Genomic DNA, 24,113 nt, shown 5'->3' with positions numbered 1-24,113 from the left:
GGCGGGGGCTCAGGACATCTGGGCGGGCACCGCCCGGTGTGTGCCCGGCCGCGCCCCGGCGGGTTGCAGGACCAGGTCGCAGGTGTCCAGCAGGGATTGCCGCTGACGCGTGCTGGTCGCCTGCAGCCACGCCAGCGCGTCACCGACGGCGCATTCCTCGCGCGCGGCCACGTAACCGGCGGCCCGGTGGATCCGTTCCCAGCGGGCCGCGCGGGTGTCGGTGGCCCAGACCGGCCGGTGGCCCGCGGGGTCCGCGTGTGCGGGGCGCCAGCGCAGCAGTTCCTCGCGCGCGAGCGCGGCGGCCCGTTCGGCCTCGGCGATGCGTACCGCGGGCAGGTGGGTGGGGCGGGTGAAGTAGAGGCAGATCACACCGACCGGCCGGGACTCGCGGTGCAGTGCCAGCGCCAGGACGTGTCGCACCCCGGGCAGATCGTCGGACCAGCTCGGTGTGTGCGACCGGCTGTCGTGGCCGTGCACCTCGGGGACGAACACGGTCCGCGCCTCCAGTGCGGCGCTGACCGAGGGTCCGTCGGCGTGCGCGAACTGGGCGGCCTCGGCCCGCAAGGCACCCTCGTCACTGGCGTACAGCAACTGCCACTGCTCGAGGGAGGGGAACAGGGACATCGTCGTGTGCTGCGCGCCCAGTGACCGGGCGAACGCCGTGCACAGCCGTATCGGCAGGGCACGCCGCCCCACGGCCGCCGCGAGCGACACCTCATGAACGATCGACGGATCTTCCTCCAACATGCACATCACATCCCTTCCGGACGGGCCACTGCCCGTCCGGTGAGCTACCTCCGATCCGGCGGGACCTGCTCGCCGTGACGAAGCGGTGGGAGTCCGTCTACCACTCGTACACCGATCTCACGCATCCGAACTTTCGAAGTGGCCACTCGGTCCCGGCAGGCTCGTACTTGCGTGCGGGTGACGGTGGTGGGCCACTCCATCGGACGAGTGTCCAGCTCCCGACGGCGGGCAGCCGAACATGATGAGACTGGTCGAAGACGTGGAACGGACGATGGAACGCTGGACCGACACGATGTGGGCCCGGCTGCTCCCGCCCCGGCGCAAGCGGGGCGAGGTGGTGTCGATACTGCGCCGGCAGTGCGACGACCAGGCGCTGATCCTGGGACGGCGGCGGGTACTGGTCCCCAACGCCTTCGTCGTCGAACTGCCCCCACCGGTCCACCACCAACTCTCCGAACACGGTGGGGAGTTGGGCCGCCACCTGGCCGTTCAGGTGCGCCGCCACGCCGCGGAGTCGGGATACACCTTCGCCGGCCCCGTGGCCGTCCACCTGGAGCCCTCGACGAGCAGCACCCTCGGCCGCTTCCGTGTCCACGGCCGCATCGCACCCCTCACGGCGCAACGCCGGGGCGAGTGAGCGGTCAGGCGTGGCGAACAGGTCCGGCCTCTACTTCGTCCCTGCCGCTCGTAGCGCCCACAGGAGTTGGTCTCCTGTTGCCGTGTCCCGCTCTGCGCTCCCCGCCGTACCCGGGCGTTCGCCGCGCGGTCCCTCGGGGCGTAGCGCGAGTGCTTCGGACACCGCGCGGGCGCCGACGCGGCGGGCCCGGTATTCGGCCGGGCAGGTCAGGAACGCCAGTGCCGCCGCGGCGAACACACTAGGGACGCGGGGGAGGCCGGACGGCATCCCCGCGAGGAAACGGTCGGCGTGCAGTCGGCCGGCCGGCGCCGAGGGGAGCAGGTCCGGCAGGCGGCGGTCGGCGAATTGCGGGTAGCCGTCGTCGAGGAGGGCGGCTGCCACCTTCGCCGAGGAGGTGTCGGTTCGCTCCGCCAGGGCCTCGGCGAGCGGCGCGGGCCATGTCTTCGGGGGCTCGTGACCGGCGAGGTCGAGGGTGGCGCGGCAGATCCGGAGGCGGGTGTCGAGTGGAGGGTGTGACGACAACTCCCGTATCTCTTCCTCCGGTTCAGGGCCCAGCGTGCCCAGGACATCCGAGAGGATTGCGGGGTACGCCACTCCGCAGGCCAGGCTCGCGCACACATCCGCGAACACCTCGCCGATCCACGCCTCGGGCAGCGACGTCCCCGCGAGGCGCGTGGTGATCGTCTCCGTGAGGCCGAAGTCGTCCTCGATGTGATGGCCGACCTCATGCGCGACGGTGAGCACGGCGGGCACATGCGAGCCGTAGTACCAGGGCACGTCGATGACCGGGAACGGCAGACTGCGCACCAGCTGGACACCCGCGCGCGTGTGCATGCCGCCGCGCGGCAACAGATCGCGGTACTGACCCCCGCGCCGGTGCGCACGCGGCGCCGGATCCCGGCTGAACGACACGAGTGGTGGTTCCTTGGGCCGCGTGCTGCCCCCGGTCCCGAGTGCCGCCCTCAGCGGACCCTCGTAGCACGCCCACGCGAGCTCGTCCGCGGCGTCGAGGTAGCCGCGGTACTCGTCGAGCCTGCGCAGGGCGAACTTCGAGCGGAAGTAGTCCCAGACGTGGTGCAGATCCAGGACCAGTACGGGCAGCGCCGCCGCTCCGGAACCGGCGGCGAGCTCGGCGCGCGCCGCCGCGATGCCCTCGCTCAACATCCCTTCCACGGACCGGAGTTGACTGTGGTGCTTCTCCAGTGGGGCCCTCTCGCCGACCGTGAGCCTGCGCCAGGCGGTCAGTTCGTCGCCCAGCCCGTCGAGCAGCGACTCCAGCTCTGCCGGCGCTGTCACGACTGGCCCATCGGGCAGCGCAGCAGCGCGGAGGACGCCGCGTACAGAGCCGTCGCCCGCAGCGCGTCCTCGTTGGTCTCGAAGGTGGTGCCCCGGTCCTCCCCTCCGACGCCGATCGCCGTGCGCATGCCGCGCACCGCGTGTGCCACGGAGGCCTCGTCGGACAGCGCCCGGTAGAAGGTGACCATGTGTTCCAGGCCGCTGTCCGGGAACAGGCCCGTGCACACGATCGCGGGGCAGTCCCCGAGCCGGAACAGCTGCGCCGCGAAGAGGTTGCGCAGCGCCAGTTGCACATGGAGGTCCACCTCCGAACCGGGGCACGGCGGTTCGAGCACGACCAGCGGCGTGCTCCCCGGCGCGAACCCGGCCAGCCAGCGCGACAGTTGGCTCGGGAAGAGGTCCGAGCCGCGGGACTTGCTCTCGAGGCGGAGGGCGTGGCCGGGCGGCGAGAACTCGAGATACGGCATGCCGTCGCGCTGCCGCAGCGGGGCGGCGATGTGCAGGACGTCGGTGCCGTCCGGGGGCGACGTCAGACGCTTGGTGAGATCGGGCACCGAGTCCACCACGACCAGCTTGACCGGGAAGCGGCGCTGCTGGGGGTGGAGGCGGCGCTGCCAGTACGACAGAGGCACCACCCGCTCCTCCTGCTTCGTGCTGAACACCAGGACCTGGCGCGGGCCCGGCTCGCGTGTCTCGTCCCGTTGCAGCGCGCGCCGTGTCTCCGGGCTGACGAGCGGCCAACCCGGCGTCGGATCACCGGGCTGGACGCGGCTCAGCGCCTTGCGGGTCTCCGGGCCCACGAGGCCGTCCACGTCGAGTTTCACGCCGAGTTGCCGGTTCATGCGCAGCTGTAGCCAGCGCACGTCGATGCGGCGGGCCGCGGAGGGCAGCGTGCGGTACATCACCGGCTGCTCGTCGTCGCCCGTGGCGTCCAGCGCGTGTTGCAGCGTCATCTCCCAGGGCAGCGCGTGTGCCGTCGGGTCCTCGGACTCGAGCCGGGCGAACCGCAGCCGGCGCAGCGCGGATTTGCTCAGGGCGGCACGCAGCAGCCACTCGTCGGCGTGCCAGGCCGCCAGCTTCGCCGGGTGCGGCGAGGCCTCGTCGTCCACCGGGTCGATGTCCGGGCGCCGGCGCAGCGCCAGCGTCCGCTCGCCCGGCCAGTCCTGGAAGAGGCGCAGATCGTCCTGGCGGTCCGTATCGCGCATCACCGGCCAACTCAGGCTGAGCAGCAGGTCCTTGACCCGCTCGGGCACGCCGTCGACCTGGACGCGCCGCGCGCACTCGGTCAGCGTCATCGGCAGACTGTGCTGGACGATGCCGGTGTGCGAGGCCAGCGCGACGGCCCGGTTGAACGCCTGAACCGCCGCGGTGCGGTCCGGCTCGATCCCGGCGAGCAGCACCAGCGCGGCGAGCGAGAGCCGGGCGTGCGGCACGCGCGGCGCGTCGCTCGGCGCGGGGCGGGGCTGCTCCCACGGCACCCGGCGAAGCAGCCGGACGGCCAGCTTCCGGTGACCGAGGCGCGCGGCGATGCGCGCGCACCGCCAGACGATGAGCCGGTTCTCGCCCGCCCCGTCGACGAGACTCTCCACCGCCCGCTTCAGCCGCGCCGGATCGTCGTCGCCGACCTGCGCGATCAGGAGCCTGGCCAGCGCCTGGTCGGGATTGTCGCCGTCGTCCGTCATCTCGTAGAAGGGTCGCAGCAGCGGCCAGGGCACCCGGTGCTCAAGGGCCGGGTTGTCGACCAGGTCGCGCAGGGTGGCCAGGCGCGCCTGAGCGGGCCGCACCTCGCCCAGCGCCTTCGCCAGTTGCCCCAGATGCTCCCGGGGCGTCTGGTCCTCGGTCAGCGCCGCGATGCGGCACAGCACCTGCAAGGGGCGCACCAGCGCGGGCAGCTCCCCGTACGGCATGGGCAGGCCCTCGACGGACGTCACCCCGCGGGTGCGCTTGGCCCACTCGCGGGCGAGGAGGTGCAGGCGGAGCGCGAACTCCGGTTCCTGGCCCGGGGATTCCTTGGGTTCAAGGAGGCGGTGGGCGGAGGTGAAGTCCATGCAGTCGCGCAGCAGGAAACGGGCGAACAGGTAGTGGCACTCGGGCTCGCCCGTCAGATAGCCGAGCTCGGACCACAGCCCCGCCGCGTTGGTGAACCAGTCGTTGGCGTCGGAGAGTTCCTGGAGCTCGCCGAGGGCCACGCCGCGCAGCTGGGCGTTCTGTGCCAGGTGCCGGTAGCGCTCGGCACCCTGAAGCTGTCCCGCGGCGACGTCGGCGCGGTGGATCGCGGTGAGCGCCGGCTCCTCCCGGCCGAGCAGCAGCTGGGCCTTGGCCTGCAGTCGCGCCTTGTCCGCCTGCTCCGCCGCCGTGGTGACACGCGCCGCTTCGAGCACACCGAGGGCGAGTTCCGCGCGCCGACAGCGCAGCAGCAGCCCGGCCCGCTGGGCGACGGCCGGGAACGTGGGTTGCCCCGCCTCCGCCAGCAGCTCGGCGGCCTGCGCGTACAGCTCGATGGCGCGGCCGACGTCGCCCATCAGCCGGCGCTGCGCCGCCTCCGCCGCCGCGGCGGTCGCCGCGACGCTCCGCTGGCCTATCTCCCGCGCGAAGGCAAGGACCTGGTGATACGCCGCCGCGGTGTCCCGGGAGCGCAGCAGGCGCAGTTGCGCGGCGCGGATGGTCAGCGCCCACAGCCGCTCCAGCGCGGGCAGCTCTCCGCGGGACAACACATACTGATCGAGCAGGTGCACCGCGTCCCCAGCGTTCCCGCCCAGGCCCAGCATCGCGGCCCGTACGACGTCCTCACGCACCGAGTGCGGCCGGTCCTCCGCGCCGATGCCGCCCTGCGCGAACAGCTCGTCGGCCCGCGTCAGATGCAGCTCGATGTCGGCCCACACGTGGTCGTGCGCCTCCGAAGGAGTGCCCTCCGCCATGGCCTCGCGGAACTGGGCGTAGGCGATGTTGAGATGGGCCTCGGCCATCAGCGAGAACGTGATGACGGTGCCGCCGCGCACGCGGCGGGGGGCATCGCGGTCCACGTACTCGTCCCCGAGGATCTCCTCCGCGAGACCGCGCAGCTGGTCGGTGTTCCCGCCCGCCCAGGCGCGCTCCATCGCGTCGCGCCAGCGCCGCGGCGCCCGCGGGTCCCGCATCTGGAAGCGGTGGTAGAGGGATTCGCGTAAATACCAGGCCCAGTTCTCCGGATCGGCCTCGCCCGCGGCAGCCGCCCGCTGCTCGAAGCGCCGGGCGAAGTCCCGGTGCAGCTCGGTGAAGACGTTCTTGTCCGAGATCAGGTCGCGCATCGGGCCGAGGACCACGCTGTGGAAGACCACGCACTCCTCGTCGCCGGGGACCTCGCTGATCCAGGACGAGCCGCCCGCGTACTGGAGCAGCTTGTCCCAGGCGTCGTCGAGGCGTTCCCGGTCCGGCGGCGGGACGGGCGGGAACACCGCACCCTCGCCGTGCAGTTGATGCGCGTCGGTCAGCGGGTCGTCCCCCGCCTGCGCGGGACCGGCAGTCATCCGCTTCTCCAGATGGGGCCGCAGGATGTCGTGGACGTGCTCGCGCCGCAGCCGCCGGGGAATCACCCCGTACCGCACCAGCCACAGCACGACCGGGTCCTCGATACGCCGCAGCACACGCTTCACGAGATAGCGGATGAGCGGGTCACGCAGGCTGTCCAGCTCCTCCGCGGTGACATCCGGGTTCTGGTCGGTGGCATCGGCGAAGAGCGCGAGGTGGAAGGGCATCCCGGCGCTGCGCCGCACCATGACCTCCCGCAGCACCGGGTGCCGGACATCGCGCACGTCGCGCAGATAGCGGTCCGCCTCGTCGAGGGTGAACTCCGCCACCTGTACGTTCTCGTAGTCACCCAGCGAGGCGAGCGCCCGGCCGTGCCGGATGCTCAGATCGGGGCGGCCGGAGAGGATCAGGCGCAGCGCCGGGCAGGCGCGCACGGTCTCGCCGAGGAGGCGCAGCAGCCCGTCCGTGTGGGAGGCGCTGCGCAGGACGACCTCCTCCAGCGTGTCCACCACGAGGAGCACGGGCCGCTGAGTGCCGAAGCTCTTGTTGAACCGGGAGGTGAAGGCCTCGACGACCTCGCGCCCGATCCGGTTCTCGTCCTGCGTACGGATGCCGCGGGCCGCCTCGGCGGCCGAGCGCGAGGTGGGGCGGCGCAGCAGGGAGCGGTAGGCCGCGTACTTGTCGAGTCCGGTGAACACCCGCTGCGGCAACCGCTGTTCGAGCTGCTCGGCGGCCTCCAGGAGCAGCAGCCACGGCCAGTGTGCCGCGTTCAGCGGGTCGACGACGTCGAAGTCGATCCGGGCACAGTTGATGTCCGCCTCGGCGGTGACCGCCTTTCGGGACACCAGCCAGCGCAGCTGCATGGTCTTGCCGGTGCCGCCCGAGCCGTGCATCTGCCACACGCGCGGCCCCTGCGCGGACAGCAGCCGCCTGGCCCGCTCCCAGAGGCCGTCCGGCTCCAGGAACTGGGCGCAGCGGGCGTAGTCGGCGGCCCAGTACGTGCGGGCGCGGAGATATCCGGCGCGGTCCCCGGCCAGTTTGCGCAGCGGACGCGGCGCGATCCCGGCCCGGTCCGGATCCGCCAGGACGTCGACGAGGTCCTGGCAGCGGGTGAAGTCACGCTGGGTGTCACTCGCGAGGAACAGGCCCTTGAAGAGTGCGGCGGCGCCCTCCGGGTCGGGCAGCATCAGGTGTCGCAGCTGCTCGGTCGGCCTGCTCCGCGCAGCCCAGTGCTCGCTCAACAGCCGTTCGAGTGCGATGAGTTGACTGGGGTACGCGGCGCTGGTGTTCTCCTCCAGCCAGGGGGTCAGATAGGCGGGCCGGTCCGCGTCCGGGACCTGATAGCACATCCGTTGACCGGGAATCTCCTCCACGGCGCCGCGCTCCAGCAGGGCCGTGAGCGTGGGCGGAGTGCCGCCCACGAAGCCGCGGATGACCGCGTACGTCTCCTCGTCGAAGAGCCGCGCGACGGCCGCGGCCCGGAGTGTGTCCGTCCACTCCGGGGGCAGCAGGGCGCGTCGGATGTCGTCCAGGGCCTCGCCCTGGCCGAGTCGGCCCACGAGTTCGGTGAACGCGGCCGTGAGGCGCTCGTCCGGATCGGACATCAGCCCGCCTCCTCCATGCCATCGACGTCGCCCATCGCGAGCCACGTGTCCAGGACCCGCTGGTACATCCCGACGTGGAACGACTGCTGATGGCCCTTCAGGCCGTTCATGCCGTCCAGGAGCGCCTCGAAGTCCCGGAAGCGCTGGCGCCGCAGGACCTTGTTCTCGTGCCGCTGGCGCTCCCAGAACTCCCTGGCCAGCCGCTTGTAGTCGGGCTGTTGGAGGTCCGTCAGGACCACGGGGGAGCCCTCCATGAACTTCTGCAGATGCCGGAACCCCGGCCAGCTCTGGGGTGCCACGGTCAGAATGCGCAGCGGGAAGTCGCCGCCCGCTTCCTGCACCGGCCCCAGGAGCAACGGCAGGAGGGCATCGCTGAATTCGGACTCGCTGATCCTCTGGACGTTGTCGATGGCCAGCAGATGAGGGCGGCGCCGGGCCACGGCCCGGTTCCGCAGGGTGTTCAGGAAGGCCTGGAAGATCTCGGCCCTGCGGGCCTCCGCATGCCGGTCGGCGTCCACCATGAAGGGCTGGCCGAGGTCGAACGCGGGCGACGGCATGCCCTCGGCCCACCGCCGGCCGCCCTGCGAGGCGAGGTTGAGCACCTGGTTGAACCTGGCGAAGTCCGTGACGTGCATGGCGTTGGGCTGCCGCTTGTCGTCCGTGCACGCCTCGCGCAGCGCCCGCAGCACGGCCGGCCAGCCCAGGGTCACCGGCTCGTCGCTGTCGCCCCGGTCCGTGTAGTCGGCGAGGTCGGCATACGTGACGTCCTCGCCGCGCAGCATGCAGGTGAGCAGGCACCACTTCGCGAGCCAGGTCTTGCCGGCCTTCTGCCGTGCGGAGGTGATGGCGAGGAGACGGTCCGGCGGGGCCGCGTCGGCGTCGTCGGGATGCTCCCACCAGCCGGTACGGCGTTCCTTGGCCCGCCCCACGAACATCGCGAGCTCGGCGAACGGCCAGCTCTTGTTCCACCGGGTCAGTGCGGGCTCCGGGTGGCCGAACTCCACCCGCACCACGTCGCGCGGGTCCTCCACGCCGCACTGGAGGACCGGCAACGCCCACGAGGGGCCGTCCGAGTCGTCGATGTGCAGATGGTTGCGGGCCGCGGTGACGGCCGCGTCGATCGACCGGGCGTCGGCCAGATCCTGGTACAGCGAGTGGGAGAACTCGGCGGCGGCCGGCGATTCGATGTCGGCCTGCATGGCCACCACCGCCAAGGAGCCCCGCTCCAGACATGTCTCGATCAGATCCGCGAACTCGGCCGCCGGGGCGTGCGCCTGCCGGCAGGCGTTGAGCACCACGAGCCGCGGCTTCCAGGACGCGTAGAGGTGATCCATCTGTTCAGGGCCGAGCGTCCAACTCTCCTCCGGCTCCTCCCAGTGCGGGTCCGGGGGGCCGATCACGGGCTGCGCGGCATTGAAGTGGAGCCCTCCCGTGTCCCCGGCGACCGCCCGCATGCCATGACCGATGAAGTGCAGTACGTGCGGGCGGACATGGGCCACTTCGGCGATCAGCTCACGCAGGCTGGGACCGTCGATCACCTCGGTGTGCACCCGGCCGGGCAACTGCGTGAGTGCCGCGCCGATCATCGCCAGCTCCTGGTCGGCGAGGAGGCGGCGGTCGCTCGGATTGCACACCACCAGCAGTACCCGCAAGGGCCCCAACTCCGGGGGGCTCTCCGTGGAGATGCCGACGCGCCGCCCGCGGCGCAGCAGCACACGGTTGTTGCGCGACCACGTCTGCCGCTTGTCGCGCATCAACTCCCAAGGCAGCCGGGCGAGCGCGGGGCACTCGATGTCGATCCTGACGTGCAGCGGGTCCTTCTCGGACGCCTCGTCCTGCAACTCCTCCCAGCGACCGGCGGGCGCCGCGTCGAACACCGCTCGGTACAAGCGCAGTCCGATGTCGGTCCGATGCTGCGGGCTCGCCCCGAATTCGAGCGCCGCGGTGAACTCCATGGCCTTGACGCCCGCCGGATCGCGGGCGATCTCCACCAGCTCGTCGCCCAGTGCCCACTCGAACTCGCCGCTGTTCGTGTGGAGTTGGACCCGCTCCTCAGTGATGCGAAGAACTGCGTCGGTCATTGCCGGCCCCCCGAGAGTCTTGCCGTGTGCTGTTGTGCGTGGTGGTTCGTGTCGGCGCCTGGTGGCTCGCGCTAGAGCCGTTCCCCGGGCCCCGCGTCCTCCAAGTCCTCTGCCGGCCCCACGTGTTCGATGACGGCCCCCGCCTCGTCCCGGGCCTCGTCCACCAGGAGCGGCGGTACGGGACCCGCGGCGAGACCACGGCCCGGCTGCGGCGTGCCGTACTCCTCCCTGACACGCTTCAGCCAGGTCCTGCGCACTCGGACCACCCGATAGCAGGGGGTGAGGTCCGTCCCCGTCCAGTTCAGGCCCAGTCGGCTCGACGCGCTGAAGCCGGCCCGCCCCGCGAGGTCGACCAGCTGCAACGGCGCGGGACCGACCGCCCCTTCGAGCCGAAGCTCGGCGCTGGCGCCCGCCCGGTCGGCGATGAGCACGGTGCCCGCGCGGGCGGCGATCACGTCGGAGACGACGAGCAGGTCGGGGTCCCAGTCACCCCGCCACAGCCGCCGCACCAGGGAGTCGGCCAGCTCCGCGAGGTCCGCGAGGCCCGACTGTTCGAGACCGGTGTAGACGATCAGTGCGCTGCGCTCGTCCCGGAACTCGACCAGCGCGCCGGCCTCGGCTGCCGCCACCGACGAGAACCCCTGCGCCGCGACCCCCGCGGCCTTGAAACGCACGGCGACCGTGCCCCCGGCGTCGTACGTGATGTCTCCTGGAGCGCCCGCGGGGCCCGGCTTCGCCTCGATGCCCCGTTCCGCGAGGCTGCCCGCGGTGACCGAGCCGCCGGGGCGCAGCTTGCGCACCTCGCCGACCGCGACGCGCTCCGTCAACGGCCACGCCAACCACCAGCCGCGGTAGACGTCGCTGAGCGCCTTCCGGTACGCCTCGTATGAACCCTTGGCCATAGCCGCTCCCCCTTGCCCCCGTGAGAACGCGGCACCTTTTTTGGAGGCTAGCAGCGGTTCCGCTCCCCGGCCCCGGGCCGAACGGCCCCTGCTTCAGGGGAGGTCCGAGCCCCGGACGAGCGGCCGGGCGACCTCCGAACGGGGGAGCGCATCAGGGGTGTGACGGTGTCCCTGGAGGCACGGGAGCTGCGGCGCGTACGGAGGTGGCGGTACGTGGGCGGGACGGGCCGGCGTAGAGGGATGCCGCCCGGCCGGCAGTCCGAGAGAGTCCGGCTAGCAGTCCGAGAGGGTGCCCCGCTTCTTGTCTGGAGTGCCTTCCGCAGGGCCTTCCGCGTGGCGCGGCGACGGGGGAGTGGCCGACCCGTCGCCGGACCGGAGTGTCAGGGCCGCCGCGATCGCCGTCGCCGCCGCCATCAGGAGGAAGCCGGCGGAGAACGTGGCCACTTGGGCGGCGAGGCCCAACAGGAGCGAACCGAGGCCGGTGCCCGCGTCGAAGCCGATGTTCCAGGCGACGGACGTGGTGTGTCGGTTCTCCGCGCCCGCGCGGTTGAGCGCCTGGACGAGGGTGATGCTCTGCAGCCCTCCGTACGCCGCCCCCAGCAGCAGGAGCCCGGCCAGCAGGCCGGGGAGGACGGCGGTACCGGAACGGACGGACCAGGCGACGAGGCAGAGGCCGACGCACGCCGCCAGCAGCAGGCCGAAGTTGAGCGGCCGGGCGCTGAACCTGTCCGCCAGGACGCCGCAGCTCCAGCGGGTCACCGCCGCGCTCGCCGTGAAGGTGACCAGTGCCCCGGCCGCCGCCCCCGGTGTGCCGGCGAACTGCGGGGTGAAGGTCAGGATCGCGCCCCCGGCCACGGTCACGAGCAGCAGCAGGATCACCGGCATCAGGATGCGCCGCAGCGTGGCCGCCGTCGCCGTGCGGGGCGCGGAGGGGCCGGGCGCGGGTGTGTCGGCGTGGGCGTCGAGGGCGCGTCCCAGGGCGGGGGTGAACGGCAGGGCGAGCACGGGGAGGATGCCGCACGCGAGGATCACGGGCAGGGCGAACGCCGCGACGAGGGCCGGCGCCGCCGGGGTCAGCACCATCTGGGGCAGCGCGATCGACAGGCCGTACAGGCCGATGGCCGCGCCCTGACGGCCGCGCGGGGCCAGGGCCGCCACGGCGGTGGCACCGCACACGGTCATGATGCCGAAGCCCGCGCCGCGCAGCGCCGTGGTGGCCAGGATCGGCCACAGGTTGTCACTGAGGGCCTGCAAGGGGGCGGGCAGGCCGAGCAGCAGGGCGCCGAGGGCGAACGTGCGCGCCCACCCCAGCTTGCGGAGCGTGGCCTTGACGCACAGCTGGGAGACGACCGTCATGGTCATCAGGACGGCGGTGACCAGCCCGGCGCCGAGCTCGTCGGCCCCTCCGTCCAGGGCCCACTGAGGGGATACGGGCAGCAGCAGCGCGAACCCCGAGAAGCAGCAGAGCACCACCGTCATCAGGTGCGGGACACCGGGCGACCGTATGACGGATGGTCTCGTTCCTTCAGCCATGCAACTCAGTCCTCTTTTCCGTCGGGCTTGGCGGGACAAGGACGAGCGTAGTTCTGCCGACGGAACCGGCATTGCTTCAGAAGTTCTTCAGAGGCTCTTCAGAGACTCTTCAGAGGCTAAAGGGTTTCACCCATTACGTCGTCCCGGTGGGCCGAGCGGCCCGACGCACCGACCACACACCGGCCGCGACGATCAGGGTGGCCGCCCCCAGCTGGCGCCCCGTCAACTCCTCGTGCAGCACCACGAAACCGACGCCGGCCGCCACGGCGGGGCTCAGCGCGAGCAGCACACCAAAGGCGCGGGCGTCGATGCGCCGCAGCACCGTCATGTCCAGCGAGTACGGGATCAGCGAGGACAGCAGCGCCACGAGGAGCCCGGTGAACAGGACGGAAGGGTGGGCCGCCACCCGGTCGCCGTCGGTGACGGCGGTGACCGGGGTCAGCACGCAGGCGCCGACGGCCAGCGCGAGCGTCAGCCCCGTCCAGTCGGGGAACAGCCGTCCGACCCGCCCGCTCAGGACCACGTACCCGGCCCGGCACACCGCGGCGGCGCCTCCCAGGAGCAGCCCGGCGGCAGGCAGCGAGGCCCCCGGGGTCGCCAGCAGCAGTACGCCCGCCAGGGCCAGCAGCGCCACCACGAGATGCTCGACCCGGCGGGACAGGGCGATCGACAAGGCCAGCGGGCCAAGCAGTTCGAGCGTCGCGGCCACGCCGATCGGGAGCCGGCTGATGGCCTGGAAGTAGGCCAGGTTCATGGCCGCGAGGACGAGGCCGAGCGCGACGGCCGCGCGCCACTGCGCGGCCGTGATTCCCCGCAGCCGCGGCCGGACGAGCAGCCACAGGATCACGGCGGAGAAGAACAGCCGCATGCCGGCCAGCGCCGTGGGGCCCGCGGACGCGTACGCCTCCTTGGCGACCGCGGAACCCACCTGGAGGCTGGCGATCTGAGCCAGCATCAGCACCGGTGCCCTCGCGGCTCCCCGCGCCTGCCGGCGGGAGTCCCTCTCCGTCGTGCCCATCCGGATCCTCCGTGAGACAGTCGTCCGGCGCCTTCGGCACCGCTCGCCCCACACGGTGCTGTAATGCTCTTATGCACTTCAACCATTACGGCGGCGAGGCCGCCCGGCTGGCCGCGGAGCTGGTCAACCTGACGGAGCCACCACGCCCCGAGGACCTGGAGACACTGCTCGCCGCGCACGGCGTCGTGAACCGCGTACTCACCACCACGCAGACCGCGTCGATCTGGGAGTGGAGCCGACGCCTGGCCGTGTGCTTCGGGCGACAGGACCTCGAAGAGCGGTGCCACGCGGTCAACGAACTGCTCGCGGACGCGTCGAGCAGCCCCCGGATCTCGCTGCACGACGGGCAGCCCCACCTGCACTACAGCGCGATCGGCGCCGACGCGTCCGCGCACATCCGCGCCGTCACCGCCGCCGGGCTCGCCTACGTCATCTGCTCCGCCGACGCCGACCGCCTGGGCCGCTGCGCACGCCGGAGCTGCGCCCTGGCCTTCGTCGACACCTCCCGCAACGGCCGCCGCGCCTACTGCTCGGTGCGCTGCGCCAACAACGACGCCGTGGCCCGGCACCGCGAGCGCGGCCACGCATCACAAGACAGAACACATTCCTAACACGAGGGGTGTTGTGTTTGAGGGGTCCGCTGTTAGCTTGTCGGGCGACGGCAGGAAGGAAACGCTGTGGCCCCCGACGAACTCCCCAATGGGTCGGCCGAGTTGCTGAACCCGCAGGCGCGCCAGGAGCGCATCCGCGACCGGGTGCTCGAGCTGGGCTCGGCCCGCATCGAGGACCTGGCGCGCGAGCTGGGGGTCAGCGTGATGACGATCCACCGCGACCTGGACCGCCTCGCCGACGAAGGGTGGCTCCGCAAGACCCGCGGGGCGGCCACGGCCCAGCAGTCCGTGCTCTTCGAGAGCAACGTCCGCTACCGGACGACGCAGCAGGGTGACGCGAAGAAGGCGCTGGCCGGCGCCGCCCTGGAGCACATCGACCGCGGTCAGGCGATCCTGCTGGACGACAGCACCACGTCCCTCGCCCTCGCCCGCGCACTGCCGGAGAGCGGACCGCTCACCGTCATCACCAACTTCCTCGCCATCGTCAACGCACTGGCGGGCCGCCCCGGCGTCGAGCTGATCTCGCTCGGCGGCAGCTACGACCCGCACTACGACGCCTTCCAGGGCATGGCGACCTGCGACCACATCAAACCCCTGCGCGCCGACACCGTGTTCATCTCGACCTCGGCGGTCGCGGACGGCCACTGCTACCACCAGTCGCAGGAGGCGATCCTGGTCAAGCGGGCACTCCTGGAGGCCGCCCAGCGCCGGATCCTGCTCGTCGACCACACCAAGTTCCGCAAACGGGCCCTGCACAGGGTCGCGCCGCTCTCCGACTTCGACCTCGTGATCGTCGACGACCGCATCTCCCGGGCCGAGTTGGAGGCGCTGCGCGAGGACGGAGTCACCGTGCAGGTCGCCGCCCTGCGCCCGGGAGGGCCCGAGTCCTGACCCACCCCGAACCACCGTCCTACCCCGAACCACCGTGAAACCGGATCCACCCCCACGGATCCGTGTCCCCAGCCGCATCTCACCACCGCATCTCAGCTGCGCAAGAGCCGACTGCCAATGGAGGTAGTAGTGATCAGTGTGCCGAAGCGAATGCAGGCCGTGGTCGTCCACGGGCCCGAGGACTATCGCCTTGAAGAGGTCGATGTCCCCACGCCGGGCCCCGGCGAACTACTGCTGCGGACCGAGGCGGTGGGGGTGTGCGCGAGCGACCTCAAGTGCTACCACGGCGCCCCCAAGTTCTGGGGCGACGAGAACCGCCCGGCCTGGGCGCAGCGCGGCATCATCCCCGGTCACGAGTTCGTCGGCGTGGTGGTGGCCGGCGACGACGCCGCACTGGCGGCCCAGCAGGTGAGCGTCGGTGACCGCATCGCCTGCGAGCAGATCGTGCCGTGCGAGGAGTGCCGCTACTGTCGGCGCGGTCAGTACTGGATGTGCGGTCCGCACGACATGTTCGGCTTCCGCAACCACCACGGCGCCATGGCGCAGTACATGGTGATTCCGCCGAAGGCCCGCGCCCACAAGGTGTCGCACGACCTCGAACCGCACCACGCCGCGTACGCGGAGCCGCTGTCCTGCGCGCTGCACGCGGTGGAGCGCGCCGACATCCACTTCGAGGACGTCGTCGTGGTCGCCGGCTGCGGGCCGATCGGCCTGGGCCTCATCGCCGGCGCCCGGCAGAAGAACCCGCTGAAGATCATCGCGCTCGACCTGGACGACAACAAGCTCGAACTGGGCCGCCGCACGGGCGCCGACATCGTGCTCAACCCCGCGAAGGAAGACGTCGTCGCACGCGTCAAGGAGATGACCGACGGCTACGGCGCCGACGTCTACCTCGAGGGCACCGGCGCGACGCCCGCCGTCGCACAGGGCCTCAACCTGCTGCGCAAGCTGGGGACGTACGTCGAGTACTCGGTCTTCGGCTCGGACGTCACGGTCGACTGGTCGATCATCTCCGACGACAAGGAACTCGACGTCCGCGGCGCCCACTTGGGCCCGCACTGCTGGCCCGCCGCGATCCGTCTCCTGGAGGAGGGCAAGGTGCCGGTCGAGGACATCTGCACCCACCAGTTCGGCCTGCGCGACTTCCAGAAGGCGCTCGACCTGGTCGCCGACACCTCCGGCGCCTCAGTGAAGGTGTCCATCCTGCCCAACGCCGAGTCCGACGCGGTGGTCGCGTGAAGGCCGCGACCACCGGGGCGGCGCAGGCCCCCGAGACCAGGCTCGACCGCATGGGCATACCCCACTCGCTGCGCTGGGGCTTCGTCGCCGTCCTGGTCTTCATGACCGGCAACGGCACCGAGTCCAACTTCATCGCCCCGCACATCGAACACGTCCTGGGCAGCTCCACCGCGACGGCCAGCACCATCATCTCCATGTACGGTGTGTCCGTCCTGGTCGGCAGCTACCTCTCCGGAGCCCTCACCGACCTGTGGGGCCCACGCCGTGTCATGCTGCTCGGCACCGTCGTGTGGGTCGTGTTCGAGGCACTGTTCCTGGCGGGTCTCGCCGCCGGCAGCATGCCGATGGTCTTCCTGACCTACTTCCTGCGCGGCTTCGGATTTCCCCTGTTCGCCTTCGCCTTCCTGGTGTGGGTGAACCTCGTATCGCCGAGGGAGCGCAACGGCGCCGCGGTCGGCTGGTTCTACGTCATGTTCACCGGCGGACTGCCCACGCTGGGCTCGCTGTTCGCACTCGGCATGATCCCGGCGTTCGGTGGCTCGACCGGTGGCGAGACCGGTGCCATGGCGGCCTCCACGGCGCTGGTGGTGATCGGCTTCCTGATCGCCCGGTTCGCCGTCAAGGAGCCGCACGGATCGCGGCGGGTGGCCCCGGACGACAAGACGTCGTTCGAAGTCCTGTCGGCAGGCGTGCGCCTGACGGCACGTCAGCCCAAGGTCCTGATGGGCTTCCTCGTGCGGCTCATCAACACGGCGCCCCAGTACGGCATGTTCATCATCCTGCCCGGCGTGATCGCGGACGACCGGGGCTGGGGACAGAGCCGCTGGCTCACCATGACCGTCCTCGTCTACGCGACGAACATCCTCGTCAACGCCCTGTTCGGCGCCATCGGCGACCGCTGGGGCTGGCGCCGCACCGTGCAGTGGTTCGGTGTGTTCGGTTCCTCCATCGGGCTGCTCGCCTGGTGGTACGTGCCGCAGCTGGTACCCGCCGGCTCCACCTGGGGCTTCTGGGTGTCCGTCGTCGCGGGCTGCGTGTTCGGCTGCCTGCTCGCCGGGTTCGTGCCGATGGGCGCCATCATGCCGGCGCTCGTACCGGCGGAGTTCAAGGGCGCGGCCATGGCCATGTACACCACGGCGGCCGGTGGTGCCTCGTTCCTCGGTTCCGCGGTGGTCGCCGCCGTGCTGTCGGTCGGCCTCGGCAACGCCGGAGTGGTGTGGGCGTTCGTCGTGCTCTACGGCGCGGCCTTCGTGATGGTCTCGTTCCTCAACGTGCGCCAGAGCGAGCCGAGTTCGGAAGAGGAGCAGGCCGGGACGACCGTCATGGCCCGCTGACCCGCTGCCCCGCTGGACCCGCCGACCCGACCGCGTACGGACGCGACGCACAGTCGCTGTTTTTGGGAGGTTCCCTCGTGACCAGACTCTTCGACGACCCGGCGAACTTCGCCGAGGACCAACTGGCCGGCTTTCTCGACCTGTACGCGGACCGGTTGCGCGGCGTACCCGGCGGCGTCGTCGCACACCGCGGCGAGCGGCCCCAGGTGGCGGTCGTCATCGGCGGTGGCTCGGGCCACTACCCGGCCTTCTGCGGAACGGTCGGACCGGGCATGGCCGACGGCGCCGTGGTGGGCAACGTCTTCACCTCGCCGTCGGCCACCCAGGTCTACTCGGTCGCCAAGGCCGCCGACCAGGGCAGAGGAGTGATCCTCAGCTTCGGCAACTACGCCGGGGACGTGCTGAACTTCCGGATCGCCGCGGAGCGCCTCAACGCCGAGGGCATCGACACCCGGATCGTGATCGTCACCGATGATGTGGCATCCGCCGAGGACGAGGACAAGCGCCGGGGCATCGCGGGCGACTTCACGGTCTTCAAGGTCATGGGCGCGGCGGCGGCCGAGGGACTCGACCTCGACGAGGTGGAACGCCTCGGCCGGGCCGCCAACGCCGCGACCCGCAGCCTGGGCGTGGCCTTCTCCGGCTGCACGCTGCCGGGCGCGGGGGAGCCGCTCTTCGAGGTGCCCGAGGGACACCTGGGCCTCGGTCTCGGCATCCACGGCGAACCGGGCATCGAGGACGTACCGATGCTGAAGGCCCACGAGTTGGCGGCACTCCTGGTCGAACGCATCCTCCAGGAGACACCCGCCTCCGCGGGCCGCCGGGTGGGCGCGATCCTGAACGGCCTCGGTGCCACCAAGTACGAGGAACTCTTCCTGCTCTGGGGCCGGGTGTCCGCGCGACTGCGGGAGCGCGGGATCGAGATCGTCGACCCCGAGGTGGGCGAGCTGGTGACCAGCCTCGACATGGGCGGCTGCTCGCTCACCCTGATGTGGCTGGACGAGGAGCTGGAGCCGCGCTGGCGCGCCGACGCCTACACCCCGGCGTACCGCAAGGCGCGCGCACCGCTGTCCGGCCTGCACGCCGCCGACGCCATTGGCGGGGCGGCGGCGGTCACCGAGATCCCCCAAGCCTCCTCGGCGGCACGGGAGTTCGCGGACCGGGTCCGCACGGTCCTCGCGACCATCCACCGCACGATGGTGGACAACGAGGAGGAACTGGGCCGGATCGACGCGGTCGCCGGAGACGGCGACCACGGCCGCGGCATGGTCAGGGGCGCCCGGTTCGCCGCGGAGCGGGCGGAGCAGGCGAGCCGCGAAGCCGGCGCCGGCTGGCTGCTGCGGCAGGCGGGCCAGTCCTGGGCCGAGTACGCGGGCGGCACCTCGGGTGTGCTGTGGGGCGCGGCGCTGGAGGCGTTCGGACGGTCGTTGGACGACGCCGCGGAGTCGTACTCCGCCGCCGATGTGGCCACCGGAGTACGGGCGTTCGCCGACGCGATCGGTGACCTGGGCCGGGCGACGCCGGGTGACAAGACGATGCTCGACGCCCTGCTCCCGTTCGCCGACACACTGCAACGCGCGACGGACTCCGGCGTCGACCCGGCCGAGGCCTGGCGCTCGGCGGCCCAAGCGGCGACGGCCGCCGCCGAGGCGACGAAGGACCTGCGCCCCAAGGTGGGCCGCGCACGCCCACTCGCGGAGCGCAGCCTCGGCACCCCCGACGCGGGAGCGACCTCGCTGGCCCTGATCGTGACGGCGCTGGCCAAGCCGCCGCACGGACAGGGGCAGGCGCACGAACAGAACCGACAAGGAGTGACAACGGTATGACGGACCGGCTGCGTCTGGTCGTCGGCTGCGACGACGCCGGCTTCGAGTACAAGGAACGCATCAAGGCCGACCTCCTGGCCGATGCGCGCGTCTCCGAAGTACTCGACGTCGGCGTGGAGGCCGACGGCACGACCGCCTACCCGCACATCGGCGTGGCCGCGGCCCGCCTCGTCGCCGAGGACCGTGCCGACCGCGCCCTGCTCATCTGCGGCACGGGCCTCGGCGTGGCGATCTCCGCGAACAAGGTCCCCGGCATCCGCGCGGTGACCGCCCACGACGCGTACTCCGTGGAACGCTCGGTGAAGAGCAACAACGCGCAGGTGCTGTGCATGGGCCAACGCGTGGTCGGCCTGGAACTCGCCCGCAAGCTCGCCTCCGAATGGCTGGAACACCGCTTCGACCCGGACAGCTCCTCGGCGGAGAAGGTGGCGGCGTTGAGCCGGTACGAGACGGATCCGGGTGGGGCGGGTCCGGAGGGGGTGGGGGTGACGGGGTGCTGAAGGGCCGCCGTGTCGGCGCCTTCGCGATGGACGCCGAATGGACGCCCCGGACGTCCCGCGTCGCCCACGCAACCCGCCTCCTGAGCAGCTCAGTTGACGGTGCGTGACGCAACGCCCCGTTCGATGCCCCCTCCCGTCCCACTCGTCGGAAATCTTCGTCGCGGACAGTCGCCGGACGCGGGCCATGCCGCCGCAGGACGGCCGGACATCACGTGTCCGGCCGTCCTTGACGTGCGAGAGGTCGTCTCCCTACCGTCGCGGCCGGTCCAGTACATGGCGAGGAGCTTCGATGAGACGAACGCGCAGCGTCGGTGGTGCGGTGGCGGCCGCGGCCCTGACACTTTCCCTGGCCGCCTGCTCTGGCGGCTCCGGGAGCTCGGACGGAGCGGACGGCGCCGCCGGTGGCAAGCACCTCACCATCGGCACCACCGCGGAGGTGCCGCACCTGATCCCGAACAACGACCTCGGCGCGACCGGCATCCAGATCGAGTCCGCCATCTGGGCGCCGCTCACGCAGGTCGATCCGAAGGACGGCCATCTGCGCAACGTGGTCGCCGACTCGATCAAGTCCAAGGACGCCAGGACCTGGACCATCAAGATCAAGCCGGGCTGGACGTTCACCAACGGCGACAAACTCACCGCGAAGTCCTTCGTCGACACCTGGAACTACACCGCCTACGCGCCGAACGGCTTCGCCAACAACGGCTTCTTCCAGCGGGTCGAGGGTTATGAGGCGCTCAACCCGGCGAAGGGCGAGCCGAAGTGTGACACGCTCTCCGGCCTGAAGGTCATCGACGACCTCACCTTCCAGGTGAAGCTGAAGCAGCCGTTCTCGCCGTACCCGACGACCCTCAGCTATCTCGGTGTCGCCGCGCTCGCTCCCGAGGTGCTGAAGGATCCGGCGAAGTACACCCACAAGCCGATCGGGTACGGGGCCTACAAGCTGGACGGCGCCTGGAAGGCGGGCCAGCCGGTCAAGCTGGTGCGCAACAAGGGCTACAAGGGTGAGGGCGCTCCGGAGGCCGAGTCGATCACCTTCCGGTTCTTCGCCAACCCGGAGACCGCCTACAACGAGTTCCTCGCCGGGAACATCGACTTCGCCCAGCTGCCCTCCTCCAAGATCGACTCGTACAAGCAGGAGGCCGCCGGCCGGTATCTGCAGACCAAGGCGGCGGTGGGTGTGGGGCACCTGGTCCTGCACGTCAACGTGAAGCCGTACGACAATCTCAAGGTGCGCCGGGCCCTGTCCCTCGCCCTGGATCGTGCCGCGCTGGCCAAGGTGAAGTCCGGCACCGTCCCGTCGACGTCCTTCACACCGCCGAGCATCGCGGGCCACCGCGACGACACCTGCGGCGACTGCACGCTGAACGTGGCCAAGGCGAAGCAACTGCTGAAGCAGGCGGGCGGATTCCCCGGCGCGCTGAAGATCTACTACGCCACCGACGACCCCGGCAGCCAGGTCTACGCGGAGGCGCTGGGCAACATGTGGCGCCAGAACCTCCACATCAAGGTCAAGTACGCGGGTCAGCCGGGCAGCGAGATCGGCAAGCTGGACGACGCGGGCAAGCTCGACGGCATCCGCATCCAGGGCTGGGGCCACGACTACCCGTCGATCGAGGACTACCTCACCCCGCTGTTCGCCTCCTACGGCGACATCAACACCGGCAAGTACGACAACCCCAAGGTCGACAAGGGCCTTGAGACGGCGAACGCCATCGCCGACCAGCAGCAGGCGATCAAGGCGTACCAGAAGGTGGAGGACCTGGTCGCCGCGGACATGCCGGTGATCCCGCTGTCCCTGTCCCGCACCGTCTATCTGCATGCGCAGGGCGTCGTGCCGATGAACTCCGCCTACGCGGGCGTCGACCCGATCCGTTCCACCTTCACCCGCTGATCCCTGATCCTGCTGGCCCCGATGACCCCGCTGCCGTCAGCCCGGCCCCGTACCGTCGCGTGTCGCGGCCGGTGCGGGGCCGGTTCCGCCGTCGGGACCGCCGACCGCCGGCATCAGCTCGCGTAGCCAGCGCTCGGCCTGGGCCACGTGTGTGTGGGCCGCGCACGTCGCCGCGGCCGGATCGCGGTCGGTGATCGCCCGGGTCAGCTCCCGGTGGCCCTCGTCGCTGCGGCGCCGCAGGCGCGGGCCCTCGGGCAGGGTGAAGAGCTGGTACTTGCGGGAACGGGAGCGGAACACCGAGATCAGCGCGGCGAGCGTCGGGTTCGCGCCGATCCGCGCGATCTCGCAGTGGAAGTCGTGGTCGAGCGCCGAGGCCTTGTCGGGATCGTCCGTCAACTCCATCGCCTCGACAAGGTCGTTGAGGATACGTACGTCCTCGTCGGTGCGGCACGCCGCCGCACGCGCCGCGGCATGACCCTCGAGCAGCCGCCGGATCTCGTACATCTCGAGCAGGCCGGCGAGCGGCAGCAGATCCACCGTGAGCGACAGGCTGCCGATCAGATCCTGGGGGCGAAGCCCGGAGACATACGTGCCGGAGCCGTGCCGCGGCTCGATCACGCCCAGCGCCGCGAGCATGCGCACGGCCTCCCGCAACGGCCCCCGGGACACGCCCAGTTCGGCGCACAGCTCGGCCTCGGCGGGTATCCGCTCGCCGGGCCCCAGGCGCTCCGTGGCGATCATCTGGCGCAACCCGTGGAACGCCTTCTCCACTGCCGACATCGGTTTCCTCCCCCTGAAGGCCCCGGCGTGATCCGCTGAACATCCGACACGGCGCCGACGTCCGGAGCACTGTAGCCAGCCGACGAGTCATCGTATGACTTCAACTCCTTGCCATGGGCGGCACATTGAATGCCGAGCCAGAGGGGTTGTGCGGGTGGCGGGCACCTGCCAAGATTCCCGCATTCATCATATGACTCCTTGGTCGCAAGTGAGTCACGCGTGATGACCCACGCGGTGATCCGCTGCCCTGCGGGCGGTCGGAGCGCCGTGTCCTACCGGTTCCGCCGCCGATGTCGCCCGCGGCACCGGCGCGAGGTGCCACGCCTGTCTGGAAGCACGGAGGGAGTAGGGCATGGAAACGCTTGGCACCGGATGGCGGGACGCCGTGCGCTACGAGGTCCTCGGGCCGGTCCGTGCGCTGCGGGCGGGAACAGGGCTCCGTCTCGGGACGCCCGCGCAACTCGCTCTGCTCGCCGTGCTGTTGCTGCACGGCGGACGGCCGGTGGAACGGCACGAGTTGGTGGCCGCCCTGTGGGGCGAGCGCCCTCCGGGTGGCGCCCACGGGCTCCTGGCGACCTACGCGGCGCGCCTGCGCAAGGTCCTCGAACCCGACCGTCCGCGCCGCACCTCGCCCCGCGTCCTCGTCACCCGCAACACCGCGTACGGGCTCGAACTCGGGCGCGACGACCTCGACCTGTGGCGCTTCGAGGACACCGTGGCCGAGGCCCGCGGCGCCCGCCGCCACCGCGATCTCGACGCCGCCCGGTCCGGATACGAGCGGGCGCTGGCCGTCTGGACGGGTGAGGAGGCACTGGCAGGGGTGGTCGCCCCCTTTGCCGAGGCGGAGCGCCGACGGCTCGGGGAGCTGCGGCTCGCCGCCCGGCTCGAACACGCCGAAGTACTCCTGGAGTTCGGCACGTCCGAGGAGCCCGTCGAGGTACTGAGCCCCCTGGCCCGCGCCCATCCGCACCACGAACGGCTGCACGCCCTGCTGATGCTCGCCCTCTACCGGGGCGGCCGGACGGGGCAGGCGCTCGAGGTCTACCAGGGCATCCGGCGGGCCCTGCTCGGCGAGTTCGGTGTGCCGCCTGGCCCGCGCCTGGCCCGTATGCACGAGCGGATCCTCGCCGCGGACCCCTGGCTGCTGCCCCGCGCCGCCGGTGCACCCCTGGCTCCCGCCCAACTTCCCAGGGACATTGCCGACTTCTCCGGTCGCGCGCCCGAACTGGGCCGCTTGCGGCACCTGTTGACCGCACGGCACGGGGCGGCGACGGGCCCCAGTGTCCTGGTCACGGGTCCGCCCGACGTCGGCAAGTCCGCGCTCGCCGTGCACGCCGCTCACCAGGTCGCGCCCCGCTTCCCGGACGGTCAGCTGTACGCGGAGCTCGGTGGCGCCACGGGGAGTCCGGCGGAACCCGTCGACGTGCTGGGCCGCCTCCTCACCGACCTCGGCGTACCTCCCACGGAGCTGCCCGACGGGGCCGCGCACCGGGCGGCCCGCTTCCGTACCCTCACCGCGCGGCGCCGCCTGCTGCTCCTGCTCGACGACGCCCACGACGAGGCGCAGGTCCGGCAGTTGCTGCCGGGCGGCCCGGGGTGTGCGGTGCTGGTCACCAGCCGGTCCCGCCTCGCCACGCTGCCCGTGCTGCCGGAGGAGATCGGCTTCACCGTGGACGAGTTCGTGAAGGTCGTCGAGTTCGCGCCGCAGACCCG

At 71.5% G+C, this 24,113-nt stretch carries 17 protein-coding genes; 9 read left to right on the top strand and 8 right to left on the bottom strand.

Going from position 1 to position 24,113, the window contains the following annotated elements:
- Positions 1–9: 9 nt before the first annotated feature.
- On the bottom strand, positions 10–747 hold the full coding sequence (locus OKJ99_RS24200; protein WP_326019482.1) for a GAF domain-containing protein: 738 nt from the start codon (positions 745–747) through the stop codon (positions 10–12).
- 238 nt (positions 748–985) lie between these two features.
- Between OKJ99_RS24200 and OKJ99_RS24195 the strand changes: the two genes are divergently transcribed.
- A complete protein-coding gene (locus tag OKJ99_RS24195; protein WP_326019481.1) occupies positions 986–1,384 on the top strand; it encodes a DUF3662 domain-containing protein in 399 nt (132 codons plus the stop codon).
- Between the two features lie 30 nt (positions 1,385–1,414).
- Here OKJ99_RS24195 and OKJ99_RS24190 read toward each other — a convergent pair whose 3' ends face one another.
- The 6 genes from OKJ99_RS24190 to OKJ99_RS24165 form a co-directional block, all read right to left on the bottom strand.
- The gene (locus OKJ99_RS24190) at positions 1,415–2,680 is read right to left on the bottom strand and encodes a hypothetical protein (protein WP_326019480.1); all 1,266 of its coding nucleotides are present in this window, start codon (positions 2,678–2,680) and stop codon (positions 1,415–1,417) included.
- Positions 2,677–7,791 carry a hypothetical protein gene (locus OKJ99_RS24185; protein ID WP_326019479.1) on the bottom strand — a complete coding sequence of 1,705 codons (5,115 nt, stop codon included), beginning with the start codon at positions 7,789–7,791 and terminating at the stop codon, positions 2,677–2,679. The genes OKJ99_RS24190 and OKJ99_RS24185 overlap by 4 nt, the downstream gene beginning before the upstream one ends.
- Positions 7,791–9,872 carry a CHAT domain-containing protein gene (locus OKJ99_RS24180; protein ID WP_326019478.1) on the bottom strand — a complete coding sequence of 694 codons (2,082 nt, stop codon included), beginning with the start codon at positions 9,870–9,872 and terminating at the stop codon, positions 7,791–7,793. Before OKJ99_RS24180 ends, OKJ99_RS24185 begins: the two co-directional genes overlap by 1 nt.
- Before the next feature lie 71 nt (positions 9,873–9,943).
- Complete coding sequence (locus tag OKJ99_RS24175; protein WP_326019477.1) at positions 9,944–10,774, bottom strand: hypothetical protein; 831 nt, start codon at positions 10,772–10,774, stop codon at positions 9,944–9,946.
- Positions 10,775–11,047: 273 nt separating this feature from the next.
- Complete coding sequence (locus OKJ99_RS24170) at positions 11,048–12,307, bottom strand: MFS transporter (protein WP_326019476.1); 1,260 nt, start codon at positions 12,305–12,307, stop codon at positions 11,048–11,050.
- 133 nt (positions 12,308–12,440) lie between these two features.
- A complete protein-coding gene (locus tag OKJ99_RS24165) occupies positions 12,441–13,325 on the bottom strand; it encodes an EamA family transporter (protein ID WP_326019475.1) in 885 nt (294 codons plus the stop codon).
- Positions 13,326–13,396: 71 nt separating this feature from the next.
- Between OKJ99_RS24165 and OKJ99_RS24160 the strand changes: the two genes are divergently transcribed.
- The 7 genes from OKJ99_RS24160 (at position 13,397) to OKJ99_RS24130 (ending at position 21,620) form a co-directional block, all read left to right on the top strand.
- Positions 13,397–13,936: a CGNR zinc finger domain-containing protein gene (locus OKJ99_RS24160; protein ID WP_326019474.1), complete on the top strand. Its 540-nt coding sequence runs from the start codon at positions 13,397–13,399 to the stop codon at positions 13,934–13,936.
- Positions 13,937–14,002: 66 nt separating this feature from the next.
- Positions 14,003–14,827, top strand: a complete 825-nt coding sequence (locus tag OKJ99_RS24155; protein ID WP_326019473.1) for a DeoR/GlpR family DNA-binding transcription regulator — start codon at positions 14,003–14,005, stop codon at positions 14,825–14,827.
- Positions 14,828–14,956: 129 nt separating this feature from the next.
- Positions 14,957–16,066: an alcohol dehydrogenase catalytic domain-containing protein gene (locus tag OKJ99_RS24150; protein WP_326019472.1), complete on the top strand. Its 1,110-nt coding sequence runs from the start codon at positions 14,957–14,959 to the stop codon at positions 16,064–16,066.
- Positions 16,063–17,400, top strand: coding sequence for an MFS transporter (locus tag OKJ99_RS24145; protein WP_326019471.1), 1,338 nt, complete (start codon positions 16,063–16,065; stop codon positions 17,398–17,400). Before OKJ99_RS24150 ends, OKJ99_RS24145 begins: the two co-directional genes overlap by 4 nt.
- Before the next feature lie 77 nt (positions 17,401–17,477).
- A complete protein-coding gene (locus OKJ99_RS24140; protein WP_326019470.1) occupies positions 17,478–19,226 on the top strand; it encodes a dihydroxyacetone kinase family protein in 1,749 nt (582 codons plus the stop codon).
- Complete coding sequence (locus OKJ99_RS24135; RefSeq protein ID WP_326019469.1) at positions 19,223–19,726, top strand: ribose-5-phosphate isomerase; 504 nt, start codon at positions 19,223–19,225, stop codon at positions 19,724–19,726. Before OKJ99_RS24140 ends, OKJ99_RS24135 begins: the two co-directional genes overlap by 4 nt.
- 289 nt (positions 19,727–20,015) lie before the next feature.
- Positions 20,016–21,620 (top strand): peptide ABC transporter substrate-binding protein, encoded by a 1,605-nt coding sequence (locus tag OKJ99_RS24130; protein ID WP_326019468.1) that lies wholly within the window; start codon positions 20,016–20,018, stop codon positions 21,618–21,620.
- Between the two features lie 36 nt (positions 21,621–21,656).
- On the opposite strand, the gene OKJ99_RS24125 is transcribed toward OKJ99_RS24130, so the two are convergent.
- A complete protein-coding gene (locus OKJ99_RS24125; RefSeq protein ID WP_326019467.1) occupies positions 21,657–22,400 on the bottom strand; it encodes a FadR/GntR family transcriptional regulator in 744 nt (247 codons plus the stop codon).
- 352 nt (positions 22,401–22,752) lie between these two features.
- Between OKJ99_RS24125 and OKJ99_RS24120 the strand changes: the two genes are divergently transcribed.
- On the top strand, positions 22,753–24,113 hold a 1,361-nt coding region (locus OKJ99_RS24120), incomplete at its 3' end, for an AfsR/SARP family transcriptional regulator (protein WP_326019466.1).

The organism is Streptomyces endophyticus (assembly GCF_035798155.1).
Lineage (GTDB): Bacteria > Actinomycetota > Actinomycetes > Streptomycetales > Streptomycetaceae > Streptomyces > Streptomyces endophyticus.
Note: the sequence above shows the minus strand (reverse complement) of the source record. Positions and strands in the feature narration are given on the sequence as shown.